The 21,269-nt window shown below is 32.8% G+C and carries 20 protein-coding genes; 7 read left to right on the plus strand and 13 right to left on the minus strand.

The window, feature by feature from the left end:
• Positions 1-97: 97 nt before the first annotated feature.
• The 8 genes from FYJ55_RS04860 to FYJ55_RS04895 form a co-directional block, all read right to left on the minus strand.
• Positions 98-886: a MurR/RpiR family transcriptional regulator gene (locus FYJ55_RS04860; RefSeq protein ID WP_154555885.1), complete on the minus strand. Its 789-nt coding sequence runs from the start codon at positions 884-886 to the stop codon at positions 98-100.
• A 65-nt stretch (positions 887-951) separates the two neighbouring features.
• Positions 952-1,335 (minus strand): prolyl oligopeptidase family serine peptidase, encoded by a 384-nt coding sequence (locus FYJ55_RS04865; protein WP_326831842.1) that lies wholly within the window; start codon positions 1,333-1,335, stop codon positions 952-954.
• Between the two features lie 10 nt (positions 1,336-1,345).
• Positions 1,346-1,606 carry an alpha/beta hydrolase fold domain-containing protein gene (locus tag FYJ55_RS04870; RefSeq protein WP_195836666.1) on the minus strand — a complete coding sequence of 87 codons (261 nt, stop codon included), beginning with the start codon at positions 1,604-1,606 and terminating at the stop codon, positions 1,346-1,348.
• 27 nt (positions 1,607-1,633) lie between these two features.
• Positions 1,634-1,855: a hypothetical protein gene (locus FYJ55_RS04875; protein ID WP_154555888.1), complete on the minus strand. Its 222-nt coding sequence runs from the start codon at positions 1,853-1,855 to the stop codon at positions 1,634-1,636.
• Positions 1,856-2,971, minus strand: coding sequence for a glycerate kinase family protein (locus tag FYJ55_RS04880; protein ID WP_154555889.1), 1,116 nt, complete (start codon positions 2,969-2,971; stop codon positions 1,856-1,858).
• A 16-nt stretch (positions 2,972-2,987) separates the two neighbouring features.
• Entirely contained in the window at positions 2,988-3,908 is a 921-nt protein-coding gene (locus FYJ55_RS04885) for an AEC family transporter (RefSeq protein WP_154555890.1), read from the minus strand.
• Between the two features lie 58 nt (positions 3,909-3,966).
• Positions 3,967-4,479 (minus strand): hypothetical protein, encoded by a 513-nt coding sequence (locus tag FYJ55_RS04890; protein WP_154555891.1) that lies wholly within the window; start codon positions 4,477-4,479, stop codon positions 3,967-3,969.
• Positions 4,480-4,502: 23 nt separating this feature from the next.
• Entirely contained in the window at positions 4,503-6,107 is a 1,605-nt protein-coding gene (locus FYJ55_RS04895) for an alpha-glucoside-specific PTS transporter subunit IIBC (RefSeq protein WP_154555892.1), read from the minus strand.
• 224 nt (positions 6,108-6,331) lie between these two features.
• Between FYJ55_RS04895 and FYJ55_RS04900 the strand changes: the two genes are divergently transcribed.
• The 4 genes from FYJ55_RS04900 to FYJ55_RS04915 all read left to right on the plus strand — a co-directional run bounded on the left by FYJ55_RS04900 (position 6,332) and on the right by FYJ55_RS04915 (position 9,513).
• A complete protein-coding gene (locus FYJ55_RS04900; protein ID WP_154555893.1) occupies positions 6,332-7,168 on the plus strand; it encodes an HAD family hydrolase in 837 nt (278 codons plus the stop codon).
• Between the two features lie 11 nt (positions 7,169-7,179).
• On the plus strand, positions 7,180-8,121 hold the full coding sequence (locus FYJ55_RS04905) for a D-2-hydroxyacid dehydrogenase (protein WP_154555894.1): 942 nt from the start codon (positions 7,180-7,182) through the stop codon (positions 8,119-8,121).
• A gap of 5 nt (positions 8,122-8,126) precedes the next feature.
• Positions 8,127-8,450: an acylphosphatase gene (locus FYJ55_RS04910; RefSeq protein ID WP_117573175.1), complete on the plus strand. Its 324-nt coding sequence runs from the start codon at positions 8,127-8,129 to the stop codon at positions 8,448-8,450.
• Positions 8,451-8,616: 166 nt separating this feature from the next.
• Positions 8,617-9,513: an AraC family transcriptional regulator gene (locus tag FYJ55_RS04915; protein ID WP_154555895.1), complete on the plus strand. Its 897-nt coding sequence runs from the start codon at positions 8,617-8,619 to the stop codon at positions 9,511-9,513.
• Positions 9,514-9,544: 31 nt separating this feature from the next.
• On the opposite strand, the gene FYJ55_RS04920 is transcribed toward FYJ55_RS04915, so the two are convergent.
• Positions 9,545-10,564 (minus strand): sugar kinase, encoded by a 1,020-nt coding sequence (locus FYJ55_RS04920; protein WP_154555896.1) that lies wholly within the window; start codon positions 10,562-10,564, stop codon positions 9,545-9,547.
• A 136-nt stretch (positions 10,565-10,700) separates the two neighbouring features.
• On the opposite strand from FYJ55_RS04920, the gene ftsH reads away from it, so the two are divergent.
• Positions 10,701-12,569 (plus strand): ATP-dependent zinc metalloprotease FtsH, encoded by a 1,869-nt coding sequence (gene ftsH / locus FYJ55_RS04925; RefSeq protein WP_154555897.1) that lies wholly within the window; start codon positions 10,701-10,703, stop codon positions 12,567-12,569.
• Positions 12,570-12,584: 15 nt separating this feature from the next.
• Here the strand turns inward: ftsH and FYJ55_RS04930 are convergent, their stop codons facing one another.
• The 4 genes from FYJ55_RS04930 to FYJ55_RS04945 all read right to left on the minus strand — a co-directional run bounded on the left by FYJ55_RS04930 (position 12,585) and on the right by FYJ55_RS04945 (position 18,657).
• Positions 12,585-15,788 carry a PAS domain-containing hybrid sensor histidine kinase/response regulator gene (locus tag FYJ55_RS04930; protein ID WP_154555898.1) on the minus strand — a complete coding sequence of 1,068 codons (3,204 nt, stop codon included), beginning with the start codon at positions 15,786-15,788 and terminating at the stop codon, positions 12,585-12,587.
• Positions 15,789-15,881: 93 nt separating this feature from the next.
• Positions 15,882-16,913, minus strand: a complete 1,032-nt coding sequence (locus tag FYJ55_RS04935; RefSeq protein WP_195836667.1) for a 3-deoxy-7-phosphoheptulonate synthase — start codon at positions 16,911-16,913, stop codon at positions 15,882-15,884.
• A 747-nt stretch (positions 16,914-17,660) separates the two neighbouring features.
• On the minus strand, positions 17,661-18,170 hold the full coding sequence (locus tag FYJ55_RS04940; RefSeq protein WP_154555899.1) for a GNAT family N-acetyltransferase: 510 nt from the start codon (positions 18,168-18,170) through the stop codon (positions 17,661-17,663).
• Complete coding sequence (locus FYJ55_RS04945) at positions 18,157-18,657, minus strand: nitroreductase family protein (RefSeq protein WP_154555900.1); 501 nt, start codon at positions 18,655-18,657, stop codon at positions 18,157-18,159. The genes FYJ55_RS04940 and FYJ55_RS04945 overlap by 14 nt, the downstream gene beginning before the upstream one ends.
• Before the next feature lie 108 nt (positions 18,658-18,765).
• On the opposite strand from FYJ55_RS04945, the gene FYJ55_RS04950 reads away from it, so the two are divergent.
• The gene (locus FYJ55_RS04950; protein ID WP_154555901.1) at positions 18,766-20,262 is read left to right on the plus strand and encodes a carboxypeptidase M32; all 1,497 of its coding nucleotides are present in this window, start codon (positions 18,766-18,768) and stop codon (positions 20,260-20,262) included.
• 86 nt (positions 20,263-20,348) lie between these two features.
• Complete coding sequence (locus FYJ55_RS04955; protein WP_154555902.1) at positions 20,349-21,266, plus strand: ATP-binding protein; 918 nt, start codon at positions 20,349-20,351, stop codon at positions 21,264-21,266.
• The last annotated feature ends 3 nt before the right edge of the window (positions 21,267-21,269 follow it).

A 21,269-nucleotide genomic window follows, 5' to 3' on the forward strand; every position in this document is an offset into this window, starting at 1 on the left:
TTATAAAAGAGCAGAGATATTGAAATCTCTGCTCCCTAGTTAATAATCCTTTAAACACACATAGGGTTTTCGGCCCTACAATTTTTGAAGCCAACTTTTAGTCGACCCTATCTAATTGCGGATTACCTTTTTTATTCTTATAAATTTGATATTTTATATAAAATATTTCGGTAAATATAAACAATGAACTAAGTAATCCTACTGTGCGTCCATTTCCTGGCAATTGATATGAATGGGATGAAAAATACAAAGATTCTGTACTTAATGTTGCTAACGTATTAATTTTAAATTGTGTCACAGAAATTGTTGGTATATTTTTTAGCTTCAACTTCTTAGCTAAATCGATAACCGTATCCGATTCTCCATTCAAAGAAATAATCATCATTACATCACTCTCTGTTAAATTATACATAACATCTTCAATATCATATTTACTATCAAAATAATGAAAGTATTCTCCACCATTAAAGAATAGTCGATAAATTTCTTTTGCCGCATTTAACTGTATGGATCCTGATCCAAATATAAAAACTCTTTTAGCATTATAAATATATTCAAAAGCACTATCCATATTTGCATTTTTCAAAGATTGTGCTGATTCTGAATAATTTAAACATAATTGATTCAAGTAATCTTCTTCTTTTGTTTCAAAAGCAGGTTTATCCTTTTCGAGTTTTAAATACACTTTTAATTCACTGAAACCTGATAAGGATAATTTTTTGGCGAAACGAATAATGCTTGTTTTAGAAACATTACAACATTTAGCCAATTCTTCAATTGTATAATTACATGTTTTAGATTTATTTTTTGAAATATAATTCCAAATATATAAATCACTATCATTTAGATTTTCATAGTATTTATTAACTAATTCATCAATTGTCATAAATTACATCCCCTGATCTGCCTATGTCTTATTTTACCATAATTTATTTAAAAACAAAAAAAGCTCTAAGCCCTTTCATTTAGCAGGTAAGATGACATAAATTTATTTACAATGTCAAGTACTTCTTTATTCCAAAATTCAGCACCACTATGTCCTGTATCTAGAATTTTATAAATCTGTACATCTTTTTTACATTTCATCAATTTATCATATAATAATACACTTTGATGAAATGGAATACTTTTATCCATATCTCCATGCAGAATCAAAACAGGAGGAATCATTTTATCTTTTTCAACATATTTCATCACTACTGTATCCAGACTATTTTCTCTTGTGACAACCTGTCCAAACAATAATCCTTCTGGACAGTCTTTTGTATAATGTTCACCTAAAGATGGTTGAAAACGCATTTCATAGACATCTGTAGGTCCAAAATAGTCGATTATACATTTGAATTCAAATTCTTTTAATTCTTGAGTTTTTTAATTGATCAAGCCCTTTTGTGAATGCTGTCATCAAAGCCGTATGAGCTCCTGATGATGTTCCCCACAAAATCAAGTTATTCGGGTCAACACAATATTCATCCTTGTGCTCAACCATATATTGGACAGCATATTTTGCATCTATAATTTGTGCTGGAAATAATGCAACATCACTAGGACGATATTCTACTATCGCAACGACATAGCCAAGTTTTGCGATTCTTCCCAATTGCACCAGTTCTTTCCCTAATGTTTGTTTATGTCAGGCCGAGCCTTGCACAAATACAATTGTTGGAAATTTTCTTGTTTTATCCTTATCTTGTGTAGGTAAAATTATGTGTAGATGCAATGTATAATTTTCAACTTCCCTATACACAACATCACAAATTGTCATACAAGAATTTTCATCAATATGCGCTTGCAATGTCTTCATTCCATTTCTTTGAATCGTACTACGAGGAAAGATGTCCTCTGTATATTTCATTTAGTACCTCTTCATTATTTCCATACCACAACCAATAAGATTCAAACATTGAATGGTTGCATTTATTAAATTGGATTGTGCATGATCCATAGCTTCCTTTAAATCACAACATTTTTGAACACATGAACCATATAATAAATTTTCTGTATTTTCCAAAACAACACTTCCACCAATAGAAAGTACTGGGATATCGTATTTAGCACCCAATTTTTGCATACCCTCAATGACTTTTCCATATTGACTTTGTTCATCTATTTTCCCTTCGCCTGTAATAATTAAATCAAAATCATTCATTTCTTCTTCTTTTTCAATTTTTGAAAGCATATAATCCATGCCTGAACAAATTTTTGCATCTAAAAAAGTTACAAGTCCAAAGCCAAGTCCACCTGCTGCTCCTGCACCCTCAAAATCATTTAGCACATATCCATTTGATTTGCATAATTCAAAAAATTGTATATCCAGTTTTTCTAACAATTCAATTTCTTCTGCATTAGCACCTTTTTGTTTTCCATACATATGTGCACAACTATTCTGCCCTAATAAGGGGTTTTTAACATCTGATAGAACAATAAAGTTAGCATCTTTGATTTTAGAATCAACATTTGTTGCATCTATTGTTTTCATTTTAAATGCATTATTAATATAAGGTAACACTTCGTTTCCTTGTGCATCTAAAAATCTATAGCCTAATGCAGCTGCGATTCCTATCCCGCAATCATTTGTACCACTGCCGCCAATACCAATCATTATATTTTTAAAGTCGAGTTCTAATGCCTTTTTTATCAATAACCCTGTTTTATAAGTATTTCTTCCTAATATATCCTTGTCAGAATCATCCATGATTCCATTTACACTTGCCATTTCAATAATGCAAGTATCCTCTTTTTCATTTACTCCAATTTCTACCGTTTTACCTTCACAATCTACAGTTATTTTATGCCCATAATTATATGTATAAGCATCTACAGTTCCTTCACCACCATCCGCAACAGGAAAACATTCAACATTTGCGGATTTAAATACTGTCATTACACCTTTTTTTATGCATTCATTTGCCTGTACAGAAGTTAATGATCCTTTATAAGAATCACACGCCACAAATACATTTAATTCCATGGTTTTCCCCTCTTTCTTAAATTAACAATAATGAACAGATAATAGGTATACTAAATAAACACATTACCGTTGTAATAAATACGCCTTCGCTTGCTAGTTCAATATCTTTATTGTATAAATTCGCAAACACAACTGTATTTGTAGCAGCTGGTAATCCAAATGTGATTGTTAATACAGCTATCAATATTGCATCATTGCAAATGAGTGATAAAAACAAATAGCATAAGATAGGAAGCAAAAACATTTTAATTAAAATATTTATATAAAGACGAACATCTATTTTACGTACATCAATTTCACATGAGGCTAAACTACTTCCAATAATCACCATTCCTAAAGGAGTTGTTATGCTACCTAAATAAGAGCCAGACTCAATAATTAAACTTGGTAAATGTATGTCTAATATGCATAGTGAGCACGCAATCAATGCAGCAACAATACATGGATTTAAAATACTTTTCAATGCTTCATTTTTATTAAATCCCATTCCACTCATCAAATAAATACCATATGTATAACATAATATATTACTTGGTAGTTGAAACACTGTTGCATAAATAAGGGCTTCCGGCCCAAAAATCGCATTAATAACTAAAAAGCCTATAAACCCAGCATTAGGAAATACATACATAAAACGGTACACGCTTGCTGTATTTCCAAAACGAAATAATTTTGTGACAACTAAAGCTAATATAATCACAAATATATGAATAATCGTACATACATAAAGTACATTAAAAATATCATAATTATTTTCGAAAGGATTTCCGTTTGCCACAGAACTAATCAACAAACCTGGTATACCAATCGTCAATAATAGTTTAGATATGCATTTATTGTATTCTTTATTTAATATGCCTAGTTTATTAATCAAAAAGCCAATAGCCATTAAAAAGAATAAAACCGTAAGCTGTTCTACAATTATTTTTAAATCCATAACTGTCTCCCTAAAAAAATAAGCTTATAGGAATCTATAAGCTTTTAATTATCTTACTTTACGCAAAGAACATAATTCTTGCTAATAACACATCAACGAATAAATATCCTGCCAATACTACGAAACTACCGGAAGTCCCTTCCACAAATTTCTTGAAACTTAATGATTTCCAAGCACAATTAAATGGCTCATTATATGCATCGTGTAATTTGTATAGAATGAATACTAACAAGAAAATATAGAATGTATTCAACATGCAAATTTCACCAATCAATAATATGAATAAATTACGATAAACAACCGAAGGATTTTGAAATTCATTGGCTTTTTTTCGCATATTATCAATCATAAGTCCTGCAAAAGGATTGATAAATGCTGCAATCATATTAATCAATGTATAAGCATCTGTTTGGATATATCCATAAATGTCTCCACCTTGCAATTTCATATATAGATATGCAAAGTATAGGAAAGGTGAAGCACAACACACAACCACACCAAATAACATAATATTATTTACTTTATTCATTTTATTACGCATAGCCGTGCTAATCTTTTTATTTCTTTTCATACAATCACCTTTCCACTTTTTAATTAATCAAGTAAATTTTCAAATTCTTCACGAACACTAGGAACACTTAATCCAACAATAATTTGGACAGCTTTTCCTTTGTGTACTAAACCATGAGCACCTGCTTTTTTGAATGCACTCATATCAGCTAATAAACTATCATCTTTCAATGTTAAACGTAAACGAGTTGCACAGTTAGTTACATCTTCAACGTTGTCTTTACCACCAACTAATTCCAAGAATTTTTTAGCTTTAGCAGCATCTCCACCTTCAACTTCGATGCTTCCAGTAGGATCATTGCTTGTATCCTCTTCAGCAGCTTTAGCAGCCTTGTAATCTTTCTTAGACATCAACTTAGCTTCTTCTTCATCATCTTCACGTCCTGGTGTTTTCAAATCGAATTTCTTGATGCAGAAAAAGAAGATGAAGAACCAAAGAGCTGTAAAGATCAAACCAACAGCGATTTGAGCAAGAATTTGTCCCATGTGGTTTTTAGCCATAGGAATCCAGTCTAATGCTAACCAGTTAATTAAACCAGAAGAGAATTCACCAGAAATACCAACAACAAAGTATTCAATTGTAGCTAATGTAGCAGCTAGTACTGCGTGAATTGGCCATAAGAATGGTGCAGCAAATAAGAATGTAAATTCAATTGGTTCAGTGATACCACAAAGTACAGCTGTTAAAGCAACAGGAAGCATTAATCCCATAACTTCTTTTTTCTTGTTTTTCTTTGCAGTAGCATAGAATGCTAATGAGATACCTGGAGCAGCAAAGATTTTTGAGTGTCCATATAAAGCGAAACGTCCAGCTGGGAATAATGTAGCTAATGATTTGCTAGATGCTGCATATTCAGATAAGTTTAATGCCCAAGCAGCTTTAATTCCACCATCAACTGCAATTGATTCATATGCAAATGGCATGTAAACAAAGTGGTGTAAACCAGTAGGAATCAAAATACGTTCACAGAATGTAAATACCCAAACACCTAAAGCTCCAGATGCCATGAAGAATCCTTGAAGTGATTTCATACCTGTTTGAATAATTGGCCATACACAGCAGAATACAACTGCCAATGCTAACATTACAAAGAATCCAATAGCACAAACAAAACAAGAACCTTTGAAAACACCTAGCCATTCTGGAAGTTTAGTATCAAAATACTTGTTATGTAAATATACAACAATACCAGCAACAACTAAAGCACCAACCATGTTAGTATCTAATGTTTTAATACTAGCAACTAATGCTAAACCTGTTCCATTACCTGCTTCTATGGAATAATCAACTCCAAAAGCAGTTCCCCAGTTTGCTAAAATAGCAGCGATAAAATAGTTAAAAGTTAAATATAGTAGCAATGCCTCCATACAAGCACGAGCTTGCTGTTTTTTTGCCAAACCAATAGGTAAACTAACAACGAAAAGTAATGGAATCTGTCTAAAGATAGTCCAAGCTCCTTCCTTTACTGTCCACCATACTTTGTACCATGTAGTAGTAGCTTCTGCAATTGATCCCACAATTACTTCACTAGTTAATACAGTGGTAAGTCCAACCATAATTCCAGAGAACGCAAATAGTAATACGGGTGTAAACATTGCGCCACCGAATTTTTGGATTTTTTGCATCATATTTGTTTTTCTCCTCTCCAAATTAAGTCTTTTAAATTGTGCACATTTAAGACAAGTGAATAATAACATTGGTTGCAATCGCTTTCAACACGTATGACGTGTGTTGTATCGATTTATAAAAATAGAGAATTGTTCCAAATTTTGGAAAAAATTTCAAGATTTTCCTAACTATTGAAACTCACCTTATTTCTTCTTACACTATATATTATCAAGGAGTAACACATATGAAATTAATATTTTTAGATGCAGATGGAACACTACTACATAGTGATGGACATATTCCTGAAAGCACAATTTTAGCTTGCGAATTAGCACAAAAGAATGGACATAAGATTTGCTTAGGTACTGGAAGACAAGTTGTTGAAATCATTGGAGATTTAAAAAAAATCAATTTTGATGCTTGTATTTGTGGTAGCGGCTCTACTGTTATTGTTGATGATAAAATCATTCATGACAGTAATTTTGTTCATAAAGAGAGTTTTCAATTAAAAAAATATTTCTTTGAAAATCAAATTCCATTTATTGTTGAAAACAGTCATGGTTTGTTCTCTACGCAAAACGTAGTGGATTACTTAAATGGCAATCTAGACAAATTATGTTACAATCTGTCTCCAGAAGAAAAAGCTAAACACAGTTTAGCTTTGGTCATTCAACAAATTCATGTTGTCAGTACTAAAGAACTAGAAAAATGCCCCATTAATAAAATTGCTTTTTTAAACTCTCCTATTCCTATTGAAGTAATAGTAAAACAATTTAATCAAAAATATGATGTAATTCCATCAACATATCCACCTTATGGAAAAATGAGCGGTGAAATCACACGTAAACATATCACAAAGGCAAATGGAATTGATATTATCGCAAAATATTTTGATGTTTCCAAAGAAAATATTATTTCTGTTGGAGACAATTATAATGATCTACCAATGTTTGAAAAATCTGGTTATTCTATCGCTATGGGTAATAGTGTTGACGAAGTAAAAAAACAAGCTGATTATGTAACAGATGACATCTTACAAGATGGTATTTATAATGCCTTTAAAAATTTAAATATTATATAGGAGGCTTACTTATGAAAAAAATATATACATTTATCCCTTTAAAAACAGAACACAAAAAAATATTGGAAAGTTCATCATCGAATTGTGAATTCATCCATTTAGGTTTAATCAAACCAACTCTTGAACAAGTTAAAGATGCAAATGTCATCATTGGAAATATTCCAGTTGATATTCTTAAAAATATTCCAGACTTAGAGTTTGTACAACTTAACAGTGCCGGTACCAATGGATATGCCGACAATCCAGATTTCCCTAAGAATGTAGCACTTGCCAATGCATCAGGAGCTTATGGAGTTGCGATATCAGAATGTATTCTAGCTGGTATTTTAACTTTGATGAAACATATTCCTAGCTACATCAAGAATCAATCCAACCATGAATGGAAAGATGAAGGAAGTGTTAAATCTATTTATGGATCAAATATTCTTGTATTAGGTTTAGGTGATATTGGAAAAGAATTTTCTAAAAGAGCCTATACGATGGGTGCACATATTACAGGAATCAAAAGGAATGTTAAAGATAAACCAGAATATATAGATAAATTATGTACAATGGATTCACTATATGATGAATTAGAAAAGGCAGATATCATTGTTTCAAGTCTTCCTGGTTCAAAATCTACATATCATTTATTAGATGAAAAAGCACTAAATTATGTTAAGAAACAACCCATTTTTGTAAATGTAGGAAGAGGAACTTTAATTGATTCATGTGTACTAGAAAAAGCACTAAAAGAAAACATATTCTCAGGTGCCTACATTGATGTAACAGATCCTGAACCATTACCCAAGGAATCAAATTTGTGGAACATAAACAATTTAATTATCACACCACATGTAACAGGTGGTTATCACTTAGAAGAAACATTGAATCGTATTGTACAAATTAGTGCTACAAATATTAAAAATCATTGTGAAGGAAAAGAAATTATAAACAGAGTGAAGATAGGATAAATATTATGTTTAATTTATTTAAGAAAAAGGAGAAATCAAAAAGAGAACTCCCTTCTGGAACTATCCGAAAAAGATATTATTTTGAAGGAACAGTTCAAAATATAGGGTTTCGTTTTGAAATCCAAAAGCGTGCAAAACCTTTAGGAATCACTGGATTTGCACAGAACAATGATGATGGCACAGTAACTGCCGAATTACAAGGAAGTGAGAAAGATATTGATAAAGTAATTACAGATCTTCAAAATATCGATCGTATTCAAATTGACTTTATCAGTGAAAAAGATCTTCCTGTTGATTATTACGAAAAAGATTTCTATATTTTATATTAAAATCAGTCCACCAATATATGATGGACTGATTCATCTTGAAGATATTTTTCTTGTTTTATTTGTGCTATTGATCATATCTTCAATATAAGAATAACGAATATATTATCTGTATTCAATTATAATAACGACATATATTATAAGAAAAACGTCAAAAGGAGTTTGAATTATGAGTTTACAACGTTCGGGTTTACGAACCAATAATGAATCTATGCAATTAGAAGCACATGGTACGAATGAATTTCCTTGTGCCGCTTATGAAATTAATACAGCTAATAACCAAAATCACATTGTAGATTTACATTGGCATGAAGAATTTGAAATTATTTATTGTGCCAAAGGAACTTTAAATTTAAGAATCCCCTCTAAAACATACGTCATTGAACAAGATGCTATAGCCATCTTAAACACAAATGTGATGCATTATATTATTTGTAGCAACGACGCAATTCTTCAATCTTTTGTTTTTAACTCAAAATTAATTACCGGAACTTCTAATTCTTCATTCGCAAAAAAATACATTGTTCCTTTGATGAATTGTAAAACTTTTGATTGCTATATATATCACGACAAATACGTCGAATTATTTAAAGATGCTTTTTATTCTATCAAAGATGAATCTTTTGCCTACGAATTTATTGTACGAGATAATTTGAGTCAAATTTTATTAGATCTTTACACACAATTTGAAAAAAAATTTGATTCCATTCCATCAACGTTAAATACAAATACACAGCGAATTCGTACTATGATTTCTTTTATTAAAACAAATTATGCATCTCCTCTAGATGTGCGACAAATCAGTGATACCGTAAATATCAGCCAAAGAGAATGTCTTCGATGCTTCAAAAAAACACTTCAAATTTCTCCTATACAATACTTAATTCGTTATAGAATCATTAAAAGTGCTGAATTATTAGTAGATAATCCAACTAAAAATATCGATCAAATTGGTTATGAATGTGGTTTTGAAACGCCTAGTTATTACACTCAACTATTCAAAAGATATTATCATTGTACACCAACAGAATTTAGAAATAGTCAAAAAAAAGAGCGTAATCTTTAACAAAAAGAAGTTACGTTCTTTTTAATACTCTTTATCTAGATAAGTTTGTGCTCTTAGAATTCATGATTTTAAATACATCTTCTTCTGTTACCACATTAAAATCATGTTGAATCATAAGCTTTAATACACTCGCACTGATTGCGAAATCGACTGTTTTCTGTGGATCAAATCCATTGATTAGTCCATGCACAAATGCAGCACCATAGGCATCTCCTGCTCCCACAGCTTCTAAGCTATGTACTCTATGAATTGGACTTTGGTAGAACTTTCCATCTACATAATAGATGCCCATCCAATCTCCTTCTTCTACAGTATGCATATTTCTTAAGACACTAGTCACACTCTTCACATTTGGAAATTGACGAGTAATTTCTAACATACCCTCTTTATAAGTATCAATCTGATCAATACCCATAGATAAGTCTCCATCAAAGGCTTGGATGCCTAGTGTTGCTTCAAAATCTTCATCATTGGCAATACATGCATCTACATACTGCATTAAATCGCGCATGACAACTTGCGCTTGTTCTTTAGACCACATTTTTCCACGATAGTTTAAATCACAAATCACTTGAATATCATTTTCCTTACAATATTTCAAAGCACTTCTTAATGTATCCTCAACATATTTAGATACAGCTGGAGTTACACCTGAAAAATAGAAAACATCACCTGGCTCTAAGATATTTTCCCAATGATATTCGCTTGGCTGAGATAGTGAAAAAGCACTAAATGCACGATCATATACAACGTTTGTATTACGAATATCACTTCCCTTTTCAAAGAAATAAATTCCTAAACGATCGCCTCCACGAAGCATATACTCTGTATTTACACCATAATGACGAACTTCACTTAATGCTGACATTCCCACTGGATTGTTTGGTACTTTAGATACAAAAGCACATTTATCTTCATACATAGCTAAACTTACAGCTACATTGGCCTCTGCACCACCATAACTAGCCTCGAAACCATCGCTTTGCATAATACGCAAGTTTTCAGGTGTTTTTAAACGAAGCATGATTTCTCCAAAAGTTACTACCTTCATAATATATATCCTCCCTAAACATTTCTATTATAGCATTTTCTTTTAAATTATGTGGAATTATGGAATGTGTAGCACTCTACTTGCGAAAGTGCTAATAAGGTGTATAATGTAATAAATTTCATAAGGAGGAACACTCATGAATAAACAAAAAAAGCCTCTATATCGATATTATACGATTATATTGATTGTCATTATGGCTTTAAACTTTATCGTATTCCCTATGTTTCAACAATCAAAACTTGAAACAACCAATTACTCCGATTTCTTAAATAAGATTGAAGAAAAGAAGATTGATACCGTTCAAATCGAAAATCACAATATTTTTTACACTTTAAAGAAAGACTCAACAGACAAGACCTATAAAACAGGTGTTATGAATGATTCAGATTTAGTCAATCGATTGGATAAATCTGGAGCTAAGTTTGGACAAGTCTATCAAGAACAAATGAATCCTATTCTATCGAGTCTAATTTCCTTTTTCTTACCACTAATCATTTTCTGGGCATTTGGATCATGGATGTTTAAGCGTATGCAAAAGAAAATGGGCGGAGATGATCAAATGTCATTTTCACAAGGCTCTGGTTTTGGTCTAGGCAATCTAGGAAAGAGCAATGCCAAAGTCTATATTGGTGAACAAACGGGAAAAACATTCAAGGATGTAGCTGGACAAGAAGAAGCGAAGGAAAATCTACAGGAAATTGTGGACTTCTTAAACAATCCAGCTAAATATAAAGAGATTGGTGCCAAAATGCCAAAAGGAGCCTTGTTAGTAGGTCCTCCAGGAACTGGTAAAACATTACTTGCCAAAGCCGTAGCTGGTGAGGCTGGCGTTCCCTTCTTCTCGATTTCAGGTAGTGAATTCGTAGAAATGTTTGTCGGTAGAGGAGCTGCCAAAGTACGTGACCTATTCAAACAAGCTCGTGAAAAAGCTCCTTGTATTGTATTCATCGATGAAATTGATACCATTGGTAAAAAACGTGATGGCGCAGGCATGAATGGTAATGATGAGCGTGAACAAACATTGAATCAGTTACTTGCCGAAATGGATGGATTTGATGGATCCAAAGGCGTCGTATTGCTTGCCGCCACAAACCGTCCTGATTCACTAGATCCTGCTTTAACGCGTCCTGGTCGGTTTGACAGAAGAATTCCTGTTGAACTTCCTGATCTTGCCGGTCGTGAAGCCATTCTTAAATTACATGCCAAAGATATCAAATGCTCTAACAACATTGACTTTAACGTTATCGCTAGAGCTAGTGCAGGTGCCAGTGGTGCCGAACTTGCCAACATCATTAATGAAGGAGCTTTATTAGCGGTTCGTGACCATCGTAAAACAGTGGTTCAAAAAGACTTAGAAGAAGCCATTGAAATCGTTATTGCGGGTGAACAAAAGAAAGGGGCTGTGATTTCAAATCGAGAACGAATGATTGTTTCTTATCATGAAATTGGTCATGCTCTAGTCGCTGCCAAATGCAAAAATACGGCTCCCGTTCATAAAATCACAATTATTCCTCGTACAAAAGGTGCTTTGGGATACACTATGCAAGTAGAAGAAAACGAACAAAACTTATTATCAAAAGAAGAAGCTTTCCAAAAAATTATGGTGTATACAGGTGGTCGTTGTGCTGAAGAATTAATTTTTAATTCGATCACAAGTGGTGCGAGCAACGATATTGAACAAGCCACGAAACTAGCCAGAGCCATGATTACACGATTAGGAATGTCGGATGAATTTGGTATGACAGCTTTAGAAACAGTAAACAACCAATATTTGGGTGGCGATACATCTTTAGCTTGTTCAAATGAAACAGCAACTAAGATTGATGAGGCAACCATCGCATTAATTAAAAAAGCACATGATGAGGCTTATCAAATTCTAGAAGACAACAAAATGAAGTTACATGAACTTGCCAAATTCTTATATGAAAGAGAAACAATTACGGGTGAAGAGTTCATGTATATCTTAAATAAGCCCGCTGAAATTTCTACAAAAGAAGAATACTAAGACAAAGGATGAAGATCATTTAAAATCTTCATCCTTTTTACATTGTTTTAAAGCTTCAATCAGCTTTATTTCATCCAAAGGCTTAGCCAAATGCATATTCATACCTGCTAATTTACTATTCATTATGTCTTCTACAAATGCATTCGCACTCATCGCAATGATTGGAATTGTCTTTGCATCCAATCGTTTTAAAGCACGAATCTTTCTTGTCGCATCTAAACCATTTAATTTTGGCATCATGATATCCATAAGAATAAAATCAAATTCGTTTACTTCACTCTTTTCAAATAAATCTATAACTTCTTGACCATCTTTTGCACATACAACCTGAATACCATTACGTTCTAACATATATTCAACGATTTCCATATTCAAGTCGTTATCTTCTGCCACAAGCACATATAAACCTTCTAACGATATTTGTTGATTCCTATTATTTTTGTTTTCAATTGATCTTCCTAACTTAAAAGGAATCTGAATATAGACAGTTGTCCCTACTCCTTTTTCACTTTCCAATTGAATATTTCCATGCATATACTCCACAAGCTTTTTGGCAATAGACAAACTTAGACCTGTGCCTTGATATGTGGATCTACTAGAACTATCTTCTTGCGCAAATAAATCAAAGGCATGTTGAATAAAATCTTGACTCATTCCGATTCCATTATCTTTACATCTAAATTCTAAAAGCGATGTCGAATCATCTAAACATTTCTCATTCATCCATACATGAATTTCTCCATTTTCTGGTGTAAATTTAACGGCATTTTGTACAACTATCGATAATATTCGTGAAAGATATATTGGAAATCCCCTAAAACTTGAATGACTCAATTGCCCTTCATACCAATCCAAAACATATTGAATGTTCTTTTCTTGTGCCAATTGTTGTGCATCAATATTCATGTTTCCTACTAATTTAGTAATATCAAAATCAACTTCTTCCTCTGTGAAATGATCACTTTCTAAATCATTCATATCCAAAACATCATTGACTAAAGAAATCAAATAATTTAAAGACTGATGAATCTTATTTCGAGTAGTTTTTTGTAACTCTAAATCCTTTGGATTTTGATCTGCAATATGAAGCATACCCGCAATACCATTTAATGGCGTACGCATATCATGAGACATACTCTGTAAGAATCGAGTTTTTATTTTTGCCTCACGCTTTGCCTGTTCTGCTTCAAAGAATAAATTTAATTCTTTACGCTTTGTTTCACTAATAATACGAATTGTCGCAATGGCTTGAATCGCTTTTCCGTTCGCATTTCTTTTGGAAACAATAATACGCAATTTATGCCAGTTGCCATCCGCCATTCGATATTCCGCTAAAACATCTTTTTCTTTTTCAAGTCGTGAAGTTAATGTTTCTATATTCGTAAATTGATGAATGATATTTCGATATTCCGGTGCAACATCCTGTTCACATACATCAAACATTTTTTCAGATGCACACCCCGTTTTAGGAATAACGTCACTTCCAGTAATTCTTTCATATGTATCTGTTTCAAAATCAACTTTATAAATTGAACTATAACTTTTCGCAATTGCAGAAATCGTTTCATTACTCCTCTTTATTTCCTCTAAAGCATTCTGTAACCTTTTCTGCGTCGCTTTTTCTTTTTTGATAATATCATCAATATAACGGAACCCGAGTAATACGTGACACGCCTCTTCATCTTCACTCACCTTAACAACTTTCGTTTCAAAATATTGATGATTCTGCGCATTTGGATAACAACGATAATTCTGCGTAAGACTCACTTGTGTTTTCAACAAAGATTTTAAATTATCACGGGAAAACCACCATAAAAACTCAGGCTGCTCATCTTTAGGAATATAACGCATCGCATATTGATAAGCATATTCATAAAAATCTTTATACCCTGAATAACTTTTTATTAATTCACTCGCATTGGTTTCATTCTGAATATGAACAGGTTCAAATTTACCACTGTTAACTTCCAAATAATAAATAGCCGTAAAGTCAGAGCTTAGACTTTCTAGAATTTGTTTTTCTTCTTCCAATCGATCATTTCTTTCTTTTTCATGCTCAACAATGTCATTCACCAATTTAAAGCCTAATACAAAATCATCTGTATCCTCCGATATCTGCGCAAAACAAGCCTGGAAATAATCTATTTTTCCATTAAATTTTCTTTGAAAAAAAACCGGATATACTTTTTCTGTCTTGATTCGTTCACGAACGACACGATAATTCACATTTCTTAAAAAATCTTCTCGATCTTCTTCACAAACATATTCTGAAGCATATTTCTCCATTCCCTTTTTATAATTATTTTCTTTGGCAAACTCCTCAATTGCTTCTTGAGCAATATGATCCCCTTTTTTTGTTTGTTGATACAATTCAACCGTTAAATCATGATTGATTACCCATACCGTGACATATTCATGACTCAAACCAGAAATAAAACGCTGTTGAAGAAGGTTTTTTTCTTTATGTTTGTGAATATCGATAAGGAATCCATAAACACTTACTATCTTTCCTTTTTCATTTAAAACAGGCTTTCCAATGGCACGATACCAACGATACTGTTGTTCTTTGTTTTGAAGTCGAAATTCCGCTTCATAGGTTGCCTCAGAATCTTTAAGAATATGTATCTCTTTCAATTCCTCTCTTACCCCATCCACATCTTGTGGATGCATATGCTCCCACAATCTCACAAATGGAATTCGCGCCTCATTTGTGAGTCCATAAAGCATTTTAGACAGACTTTCACTACCTATAAATTCTACTGGTTTTTCATTATCATCAAACTGAATACGATAACGAGCCTCACCTAACTCACCGTATAACGCATCTTCACTGTCTTCGTTTGTATAAACCCATACAGAAAGATTTTCATCACTATCTGAATATCGACTGATTTTTAACCGAATTAACGTTCCATCTTTTTTTCGATATGAAACATCCACTTGATTTCCTGAAGCCAAAACATTATATACGTAATCATAGTCTAAGACTTGATCAATCACTTCACGATAATCACAAGATACATATTCATCTCGATACAATCGCATCGCATCTGAATATGAACCTTCTGAGACTTTGGCATAAGCACGAAATGCTTCTGGAGCTAAAACATCACGAAAACGATCCGTACTTCGATTTAAAATATAGACACCCATATACTTAGGTGCAATCAATCTTAAAAATTGTTCCGCATCTCTTTTCTCTTGAAGAAGTTGATTCATAGTATGACCTCCTCATATTGATACTTCAATTATAAATGACTATTTAATATTTTAAAATCGAAATCTAACCAAAAAAAGGAAGCTCAACGCTTCCTAATCGCATAAGTCATACAAATCTAAAATCAATTGTTCTGTCTTATTCCAACCAAGACAAGGATCCGTGATCGACTTTCCATACACATTACCATCTGTTGGCTGACTTCCATCCTCTAAATAACTCTCAATCATCAAGCCCTTCACCAGCTTTTTGATATCTTCCGATTTACTTCTAGAATGCATAACATCCTTGGCAATACGAATCTGTTCTAAATATTGTTTATTTGAATTCGAGTGATTACAATCTACAATACAAGCCGGATTCTTTAAATCTGACTTTTCATATAAATGAATCAACTCCATTAAATCTTCATAGTGATAATTCGCATGTGCATGATTGAACTTATCCACATATCCTCTTAATATTGCATGAGCTAGTGGATTCCCATCTGTCTGTACTTCCCAGCCACGGTATACAAATCTTTGATCGGCTTGCGCTGCCACAATAGAATTCATCATGACTGTAAGATCTCCACCTGTCGGATTCTTCATTCCTGCAGGAATTCCTACACCACTAGCCACAATACGATGTTGTTGATTCTCCACACTTCTTGCACCGATGGCTACATATCCCAATAAATCCGATAAATATGCATGATTTTCTGGATACAACATCTCTTCTGCACAAGTAAAACCAGTTTGTGTTACAACATCTGTATGCAGTTTACGAATCGCAATGATTCCCTTCAACATATCCTCTTTGGAGTGAGGATCTGGCTGATGCAACATCCCCTTATATCCAACACCCTTTGTACGTGGTTTATTTGTATAGACACGTGGAATCATAAAAATCTTATCTTTTACTTTTTCCTGTAAAACAGCCAAACGATTCATATAGTCTAAAACTGCATCTTCGCGATCCGCACTACAAGGACCAATAATTAAAATTAAACGATCATCTTTTCCAGTAAAAATATCTTCAATTTCCTGATCTCTTTGTTTCTTAATTTTTTGCACCTTATAAGGTAAAGGAAATTCCTTTTTCAAATCTTCTGGAGTTGGTAACTCCTGTATCTTCTTCATATCCATATTCAACATCCCTCTTTAATCACCCTTTGACAATACCATATTCCTAGATGTTTTTCAAAAAAAAGAAAGATGAAGTCAAACTCCATCTTATTTTAGTGATTCAACAAATTCTTTGATATGTTTTGCATCTAAACCATAATAATCCAATAAATTTGCATAACCATTCCTTTATCGGTATAATACAAATAGAGAAAAGCTACTGGAAAAGCAGTGGCTGCTCTGAAATATAGTTAATGCTGAAGCACTAATCTATTTCCATTGCTAGTGGTGATTAGTGCTTTTTGCATTTTTCTATAATAATCAATGTTACTTTTAGTATTTCTACTATGGCAAATAAGCACATAGCAACATCAATATGTAGATATATACATAAGCTTTCCTCCTGCAAAAAAATAGAAGGATCTACTTGCCTGGAACTCAAGATTCAAGGCTTTAAATCTCCTTAACAAGAGGCAACCACCAACCACATCCAGTAGCCAATTTTTATTATAAAGATCCAATGTGAAAACATTATTAAATCCGGTAAATTTTTAAAAAATTGTTTTATAAATACAAAATAAATCACCCACTTATATCAGATGTCTCAAAAGGAAAAAAATCATGATAGGTTACCAAATTCATCTAAGGTAAATTAGGTATGCATGATTCTTAAAGAATTATTGACACTATTTATATCGATTAAATACTTAGATGAGTTTGGTAGCCTATTATGAAGGAATTGTTTTCGAACTAGAAAAAGGACACTTATTAAAATGTCCCTAATCGATATTCTAAGATGTAATCATCCATGATGAACCCATTCCCTATATCTGTCTGTACAGAATCAATCCATTGAAAACCAAACTTCTCATATACAGCTAGACTATGTTTATTATATTTGTTGCAAGTCAAATAAATAGATGGGTAACAATACTTTTCTGCCTGTTTCTTTACATACTCAAACATTTCAGTCGCATAGTGCTTTCCTCTAGCTGAATCCTTTAAATACAGTTTAGACAAGAATAAACGATCTGGCTGATTCTGCAAACCAATATATCCAACTAACTTATCACCTTCATATACCTTATGATAATGATACTGCTGATGTTTTACTTGGTCTTGCATGGCATCAAAGCTCTGAAACTGTTTTACCATATAATCAATTTGTGCTTCTGAAATGATTCCAGGAAAGAATTCATGCCAAATCTTTTCGGCAAGAATAGCTACTTCTTTTAAATCATCCTCATTCTTACACTCTACAATATTAATACTTTTCATAATGCACCTTCGAACCATCAAATTTATCTTTTACAACCTCTTCTTGATCTATATATCCAAATGAAATCATCCACATTGGAACAATTCCTTTTGGCAATTTAAAATATTGGTTTAAAGCCAAATAACGCTCTTCATTCGGATACACACCCAGCCAGCATGAACCAATACCCAAACTTTTCGCTTCAACCAACATATTCTCTGTAGCCGCTGCCAAGTCTTGTTGACAATAATCCAAACTATCATTCTTATTTTTATCCGCACAAACAACCATTCCCATAGCTGCATTTTTTAGAAAGGGTGCATAGGGTGTCATTTGACTTAAATCCTTTAATGTATCTTTATTCTCAACGACAATAAACTGCCAAGGCTGACTATTTCTAGCACTAGGTGCACTAAATGCAGCCTTTAAAATTAAATCGATCTCTTCTTTCTTTAATGATTCTTGTTTATATTTTCTTATACTCGTACGATTAAAAATTGCATCCATACTCTTTACTCCTTTTTTCTGTATTATATCACCATTTTGAAAATTCGCTTTCATTATATAATGACTATTCTTTTCTTTGTGTTACAATACAAGCAGGAGGATTTAACCATGTTAAAATTTGAACCATTCTATCAAGAATATGAAAGAACATTAGATGCCTTCTCATTGGCATTCTCAACCATTTATTTTGAACAAATGACAATTGCACCAAAGAAAGGAATTCCTTATTCAAATGAAATGTTGTCTAGACTATCTAAACAAGCATTCATCATTGAAAATGATCCAGAAACCATTCAAAAGATCAAGGAATATGCAAAAACATTGCCAGAAGGAAGTTTGGAAAAGAAAGAAGTCGACTATCGTCTTGAAGCCTTAGCACAATCTGAAAACATTCCGAGTGATGTATATGCGAACTATGTCAAAGTCAAAGCCGATAGTGAACTTGCTTGGCATGAAGCTAAAGAAGCAGATAATTATGAGCATTTCAAACCTCATTTACAAGCAATCATGAAAGAGACTTTACACCTTTTAGAATATGACCCTAAATTTAATGGAAACAATGCGTATGATGTATTGTTAGACCGTTATGAAAAAGGAATGACACAAGAAAAATATGATGCATTCTTTAATAATGTGAAAGAGAAATTAGTTCCACTAATTCATGAAATTCAAAACAAACCACAAATCAATGATGACTTACTTCATGAAACTTATGCAGTGGATCGTCAAGAAAAATTTATGGATGTTATTTGTGACTTCATGAAAGTAGATTTTGGGAAAGTATACCTTTCAACGACAGAACACCCATTCACAGATTTCTTCTCAAGCAACGACACTCGTATCACAACACACTATTATCCAGATCAATTCTTAAGTGCTATCCTTTCAACTGTACACGAATATGGACACGCTCTTTATGGACTACAAATGGATCCTGCCTTTGAAGGAACCATGCTAACACAAGCTGTTGGTTCGGCTGCGCACGAATCGCAATCTCGTTTCTTAGAAAACCACGTTGGTAGAAGTCATGCATTCTGGCAAGCAAACTATAATCAATTAGTAAATTTATTCCCAGAATTTAAAGATGTGTCTGTTGACGAGTTAGTCAGCATGATCAATAAAACTGAATGTGCTTTGATTCGTACAGAAGCGGATGAATTGACATACCCATTACACATTATGGTTCGTTATGAAATCGAAAAAGAAATTGCGAAAGGCAACATAGACTATGATAAGCTTCCAGAACTATGGGCCGATAAATACGAAGAATATTTAGGTGTTCGTCCTACAAACTATAAAGAAGGTGTCTTACAAGACATGCACTGGTCTACAGGCTATTTAGGATACTTCCCAACATACGCATTGGGTAGTGCGTATGCTGCACAATTGTATGCAACAATGGAAAAACAATTTGATGTAGAAGAAGCCCTACTAACAAATCATTTTGAAAAGATTACAGACTGGTTAAAAGACAATGTACACCATTATGCTGCAAGTAAATCGATGGCTGAAATCGTAGAAGAAGTAAGTGGTGAACCATTTAATCCTGATTACTACACAGATTATTTAATTAAGAAATACAAGAAATTATACAATCTAGACTAACATTAAGAAGTGAGTAACATCACTTCTTTTCTTATTGACAAGAATGGTTAGATTGGTTAGTATATGGGTAGAAAGGAGCTTTATTTATGTTTTTTCAAGAAGATTTTGAACAAATGCGTTCTTTAGAACAAGACTTAACTTTTCTTTCTGCTAAGACTGAATTCGATGAATCAAACATCCCATTTAAAGAAAAGAACTTTGGCATTCAAAATCAAGATGGTATATACACGAATTTAGGACTACTTTTATCGGATCAATGTAAGCACACAATTAAAGTTGCAGTTTTTGATGGCGAAACGCAAAATATATTTCAAGATCGAAATGAATTTACCGGTTCATTATTCAAACAAATGCACGAAGTATATTCTTATATCGATTTTAGAAATCAAAAACATTCTAGTTTTTCAGGATTGAAAAGAATCGATAAAAGAGATTATCCAGAAGTAGCCATTAGAGAAGCTTTATTGAATCTAATTGTTCATCGTGAATATTCATATAGCGCAAGTTCCTTCATTCGTATATATACAGATCGTATTGAATTCACTTCAATCGGAGGCTTATTAAAAGGAATCACTTTAGAAGACATTCAGCTTGGTATTTCTGTTTGTCGAAACCCAAAACTCGCAAATATCTTTTACCGATTAGAACTCATTGAAGCTTATGGTACTGGCATTCAAAAGATTATTGATTCGTATTCAGAATCTGAATTCAAGCCTCAATTTGTGACAACAGAAAACGCCTTTAAAATCATTCTTCCAAACCTAAACTATCAAAAGAAAAACAATAAAATTCAGGAAGATATCGTTGTATATGATTGTCCTGAAAACAAAATATTAGAGTTTGCGAAAACACATGCCCAATTCACCCGTAAAGATGTTCAAGATACCTTTAACCTTTCTCAAACAACTTGTGGACGCATTTTAAATAGAATGAAAGAAGAAGGTCAAATCAGTCAACATGGAAAAGGAAAAAATACATTCTACATTCTAAAAGAAAAGAAGTGAGTC

Source organism: Holdemanella porci (genome assembly GCF_009696075.1).
Classification (GTDB): domain Bacteria; phylum Bacillota_I; class Bacilli_A; order Erysipelotrichales; family Erysipelotrichaceae; genus Holdemanella; species Holdemanella porci.

Excerpts from the sequence above, each read along its gene's own strand:
- FYJ55_RS04860 (WP_154555885.1), bottom strand. The coding sequence starts at position 886 with ATGACAATTGATGAATTAGTTAATAAATACTATGAAAATCTAAATGAT.
- FYJ55_RS04875 (WP_154555888.1), bottom strand. The coding sequence starts at position 1,855 with ATGAAATATACAGAGGACATCTTTCCTCGTAGTACGATTCAAAGAAAT.
- FYJ55_RS04880 (WP_154555889.1), bottom strand. The coding sequence starts at position 2,971 with ATGGAATTAAATGTATTTGTGGCGTGTGATTCTTATAAAGGATCATTA.
- FYJ55_RS04885 (WP_154555890.1), bottom strand. The coding sequence starts at position 3,908 with ATGGATTTAAAAATAATTGTAGAACAGCTTACGGTTTTATTCTTTTTA.
- FYJ55_RS04890 (WP_154555891.1), bottom strand. The coding sequence starts at position 4,479 with ATGAAAAGAAATAAAAAGATTAGCACGGCTATGCGTAATAAAATGAAT.
- FYJ55_RS04895 (WP_154555892.1), bottom strand. The coding sequence starts at position 6,107 with ATGATGCAAAAAATCCAAAAATTCGGTGGCGCAATGTTTACACCCGTA.
- FYJ55_RS04900 (WP_154555893.1), top strand. The coding sequence starts at position 6,332 with ATGAAATTAATATTTTTAGATGCAGATGGAACACTACTACATAGTGAT.
- FYJ55_RS04905 (WP_154555894.1), top strand. The coding sequence starts at position 7,180 with ATGAAAAAAATATATACATTTATCCCTTTAAAAACAGAACACAAAAAA.
- FYJ55_RS04910 (WP_117573175.1), top strand. The coding sequence starts at position 8,127 with ATGTTTAATTTATTTAAGAAAAAGGAGAAATCAAAAAGAGAACTCCCT.
- FYJ55_RS04915 (WP_154555895.1), top strand. The coding sequence starts at position 8,617 with ATGAGTTTACAACGTTCGGGTTTACGAACCAATAATGAATCTATGCAA.
- FYJ55_RS04920 (WP_154555896.1), bottom strand. The coding sequence starts at position 10,564 with ATGAAGGTAGTAACTTTTGGAGAAATCATGCTTCGTTTAAAAACACCT.
- ftsH (WP_154555897.1), top strand. The coding sequence starts at position 10,701 with ATGAATAAACAAAAAAAGCCTCTATATCGATATTATACGATTATATTG.
- FYJ55_RS04930 (WP_154555898.1), bottom strand. The coding sequence starts at position 15,788 with ATGAATCAACTTCTTCAAGAGAAAAGAGATGCGGAACAATTTTTAAGA.
- FYJ55_RS04935 (WP_195836667.1), bottom strand. The coding sequence starts at position 16,913 with ATGGATATGAAGAAGATACAGGAGTTACCAACTCCAGAAGATTTGAAA.
- FYJ55_RS04940 (WP_154555899.1), bottom strand. The coding sequence starts at position 18,170 with ATGAAAAGTATTAATATTGTAGAGTGTAAGAATGAGGATGATTTAAAA.
- FYJ55_RS04945 (WP_154555900.1), bottom strand. The coding sequence starts at position 18,657 with ATGGATGCAATTTTTAATCGTACGAGTATAAGAAAATATAAACAAGAA.
- FYJ55_RS04950 (WP_154555901.1), top strand. The coding sequence starts at position 18,766 with ATGTTAAAATTTGAACCATTCTATCAAGAATATGAAAGAACATTAGAT.
- FYJ55_RS04955 (WP_154555902.1), top strand. The coding sequence starts at position 20,349 with ATGTTTTTTCAAGAAGATTTTGAACAAATGCGTTCTTTAGAACAAGAC.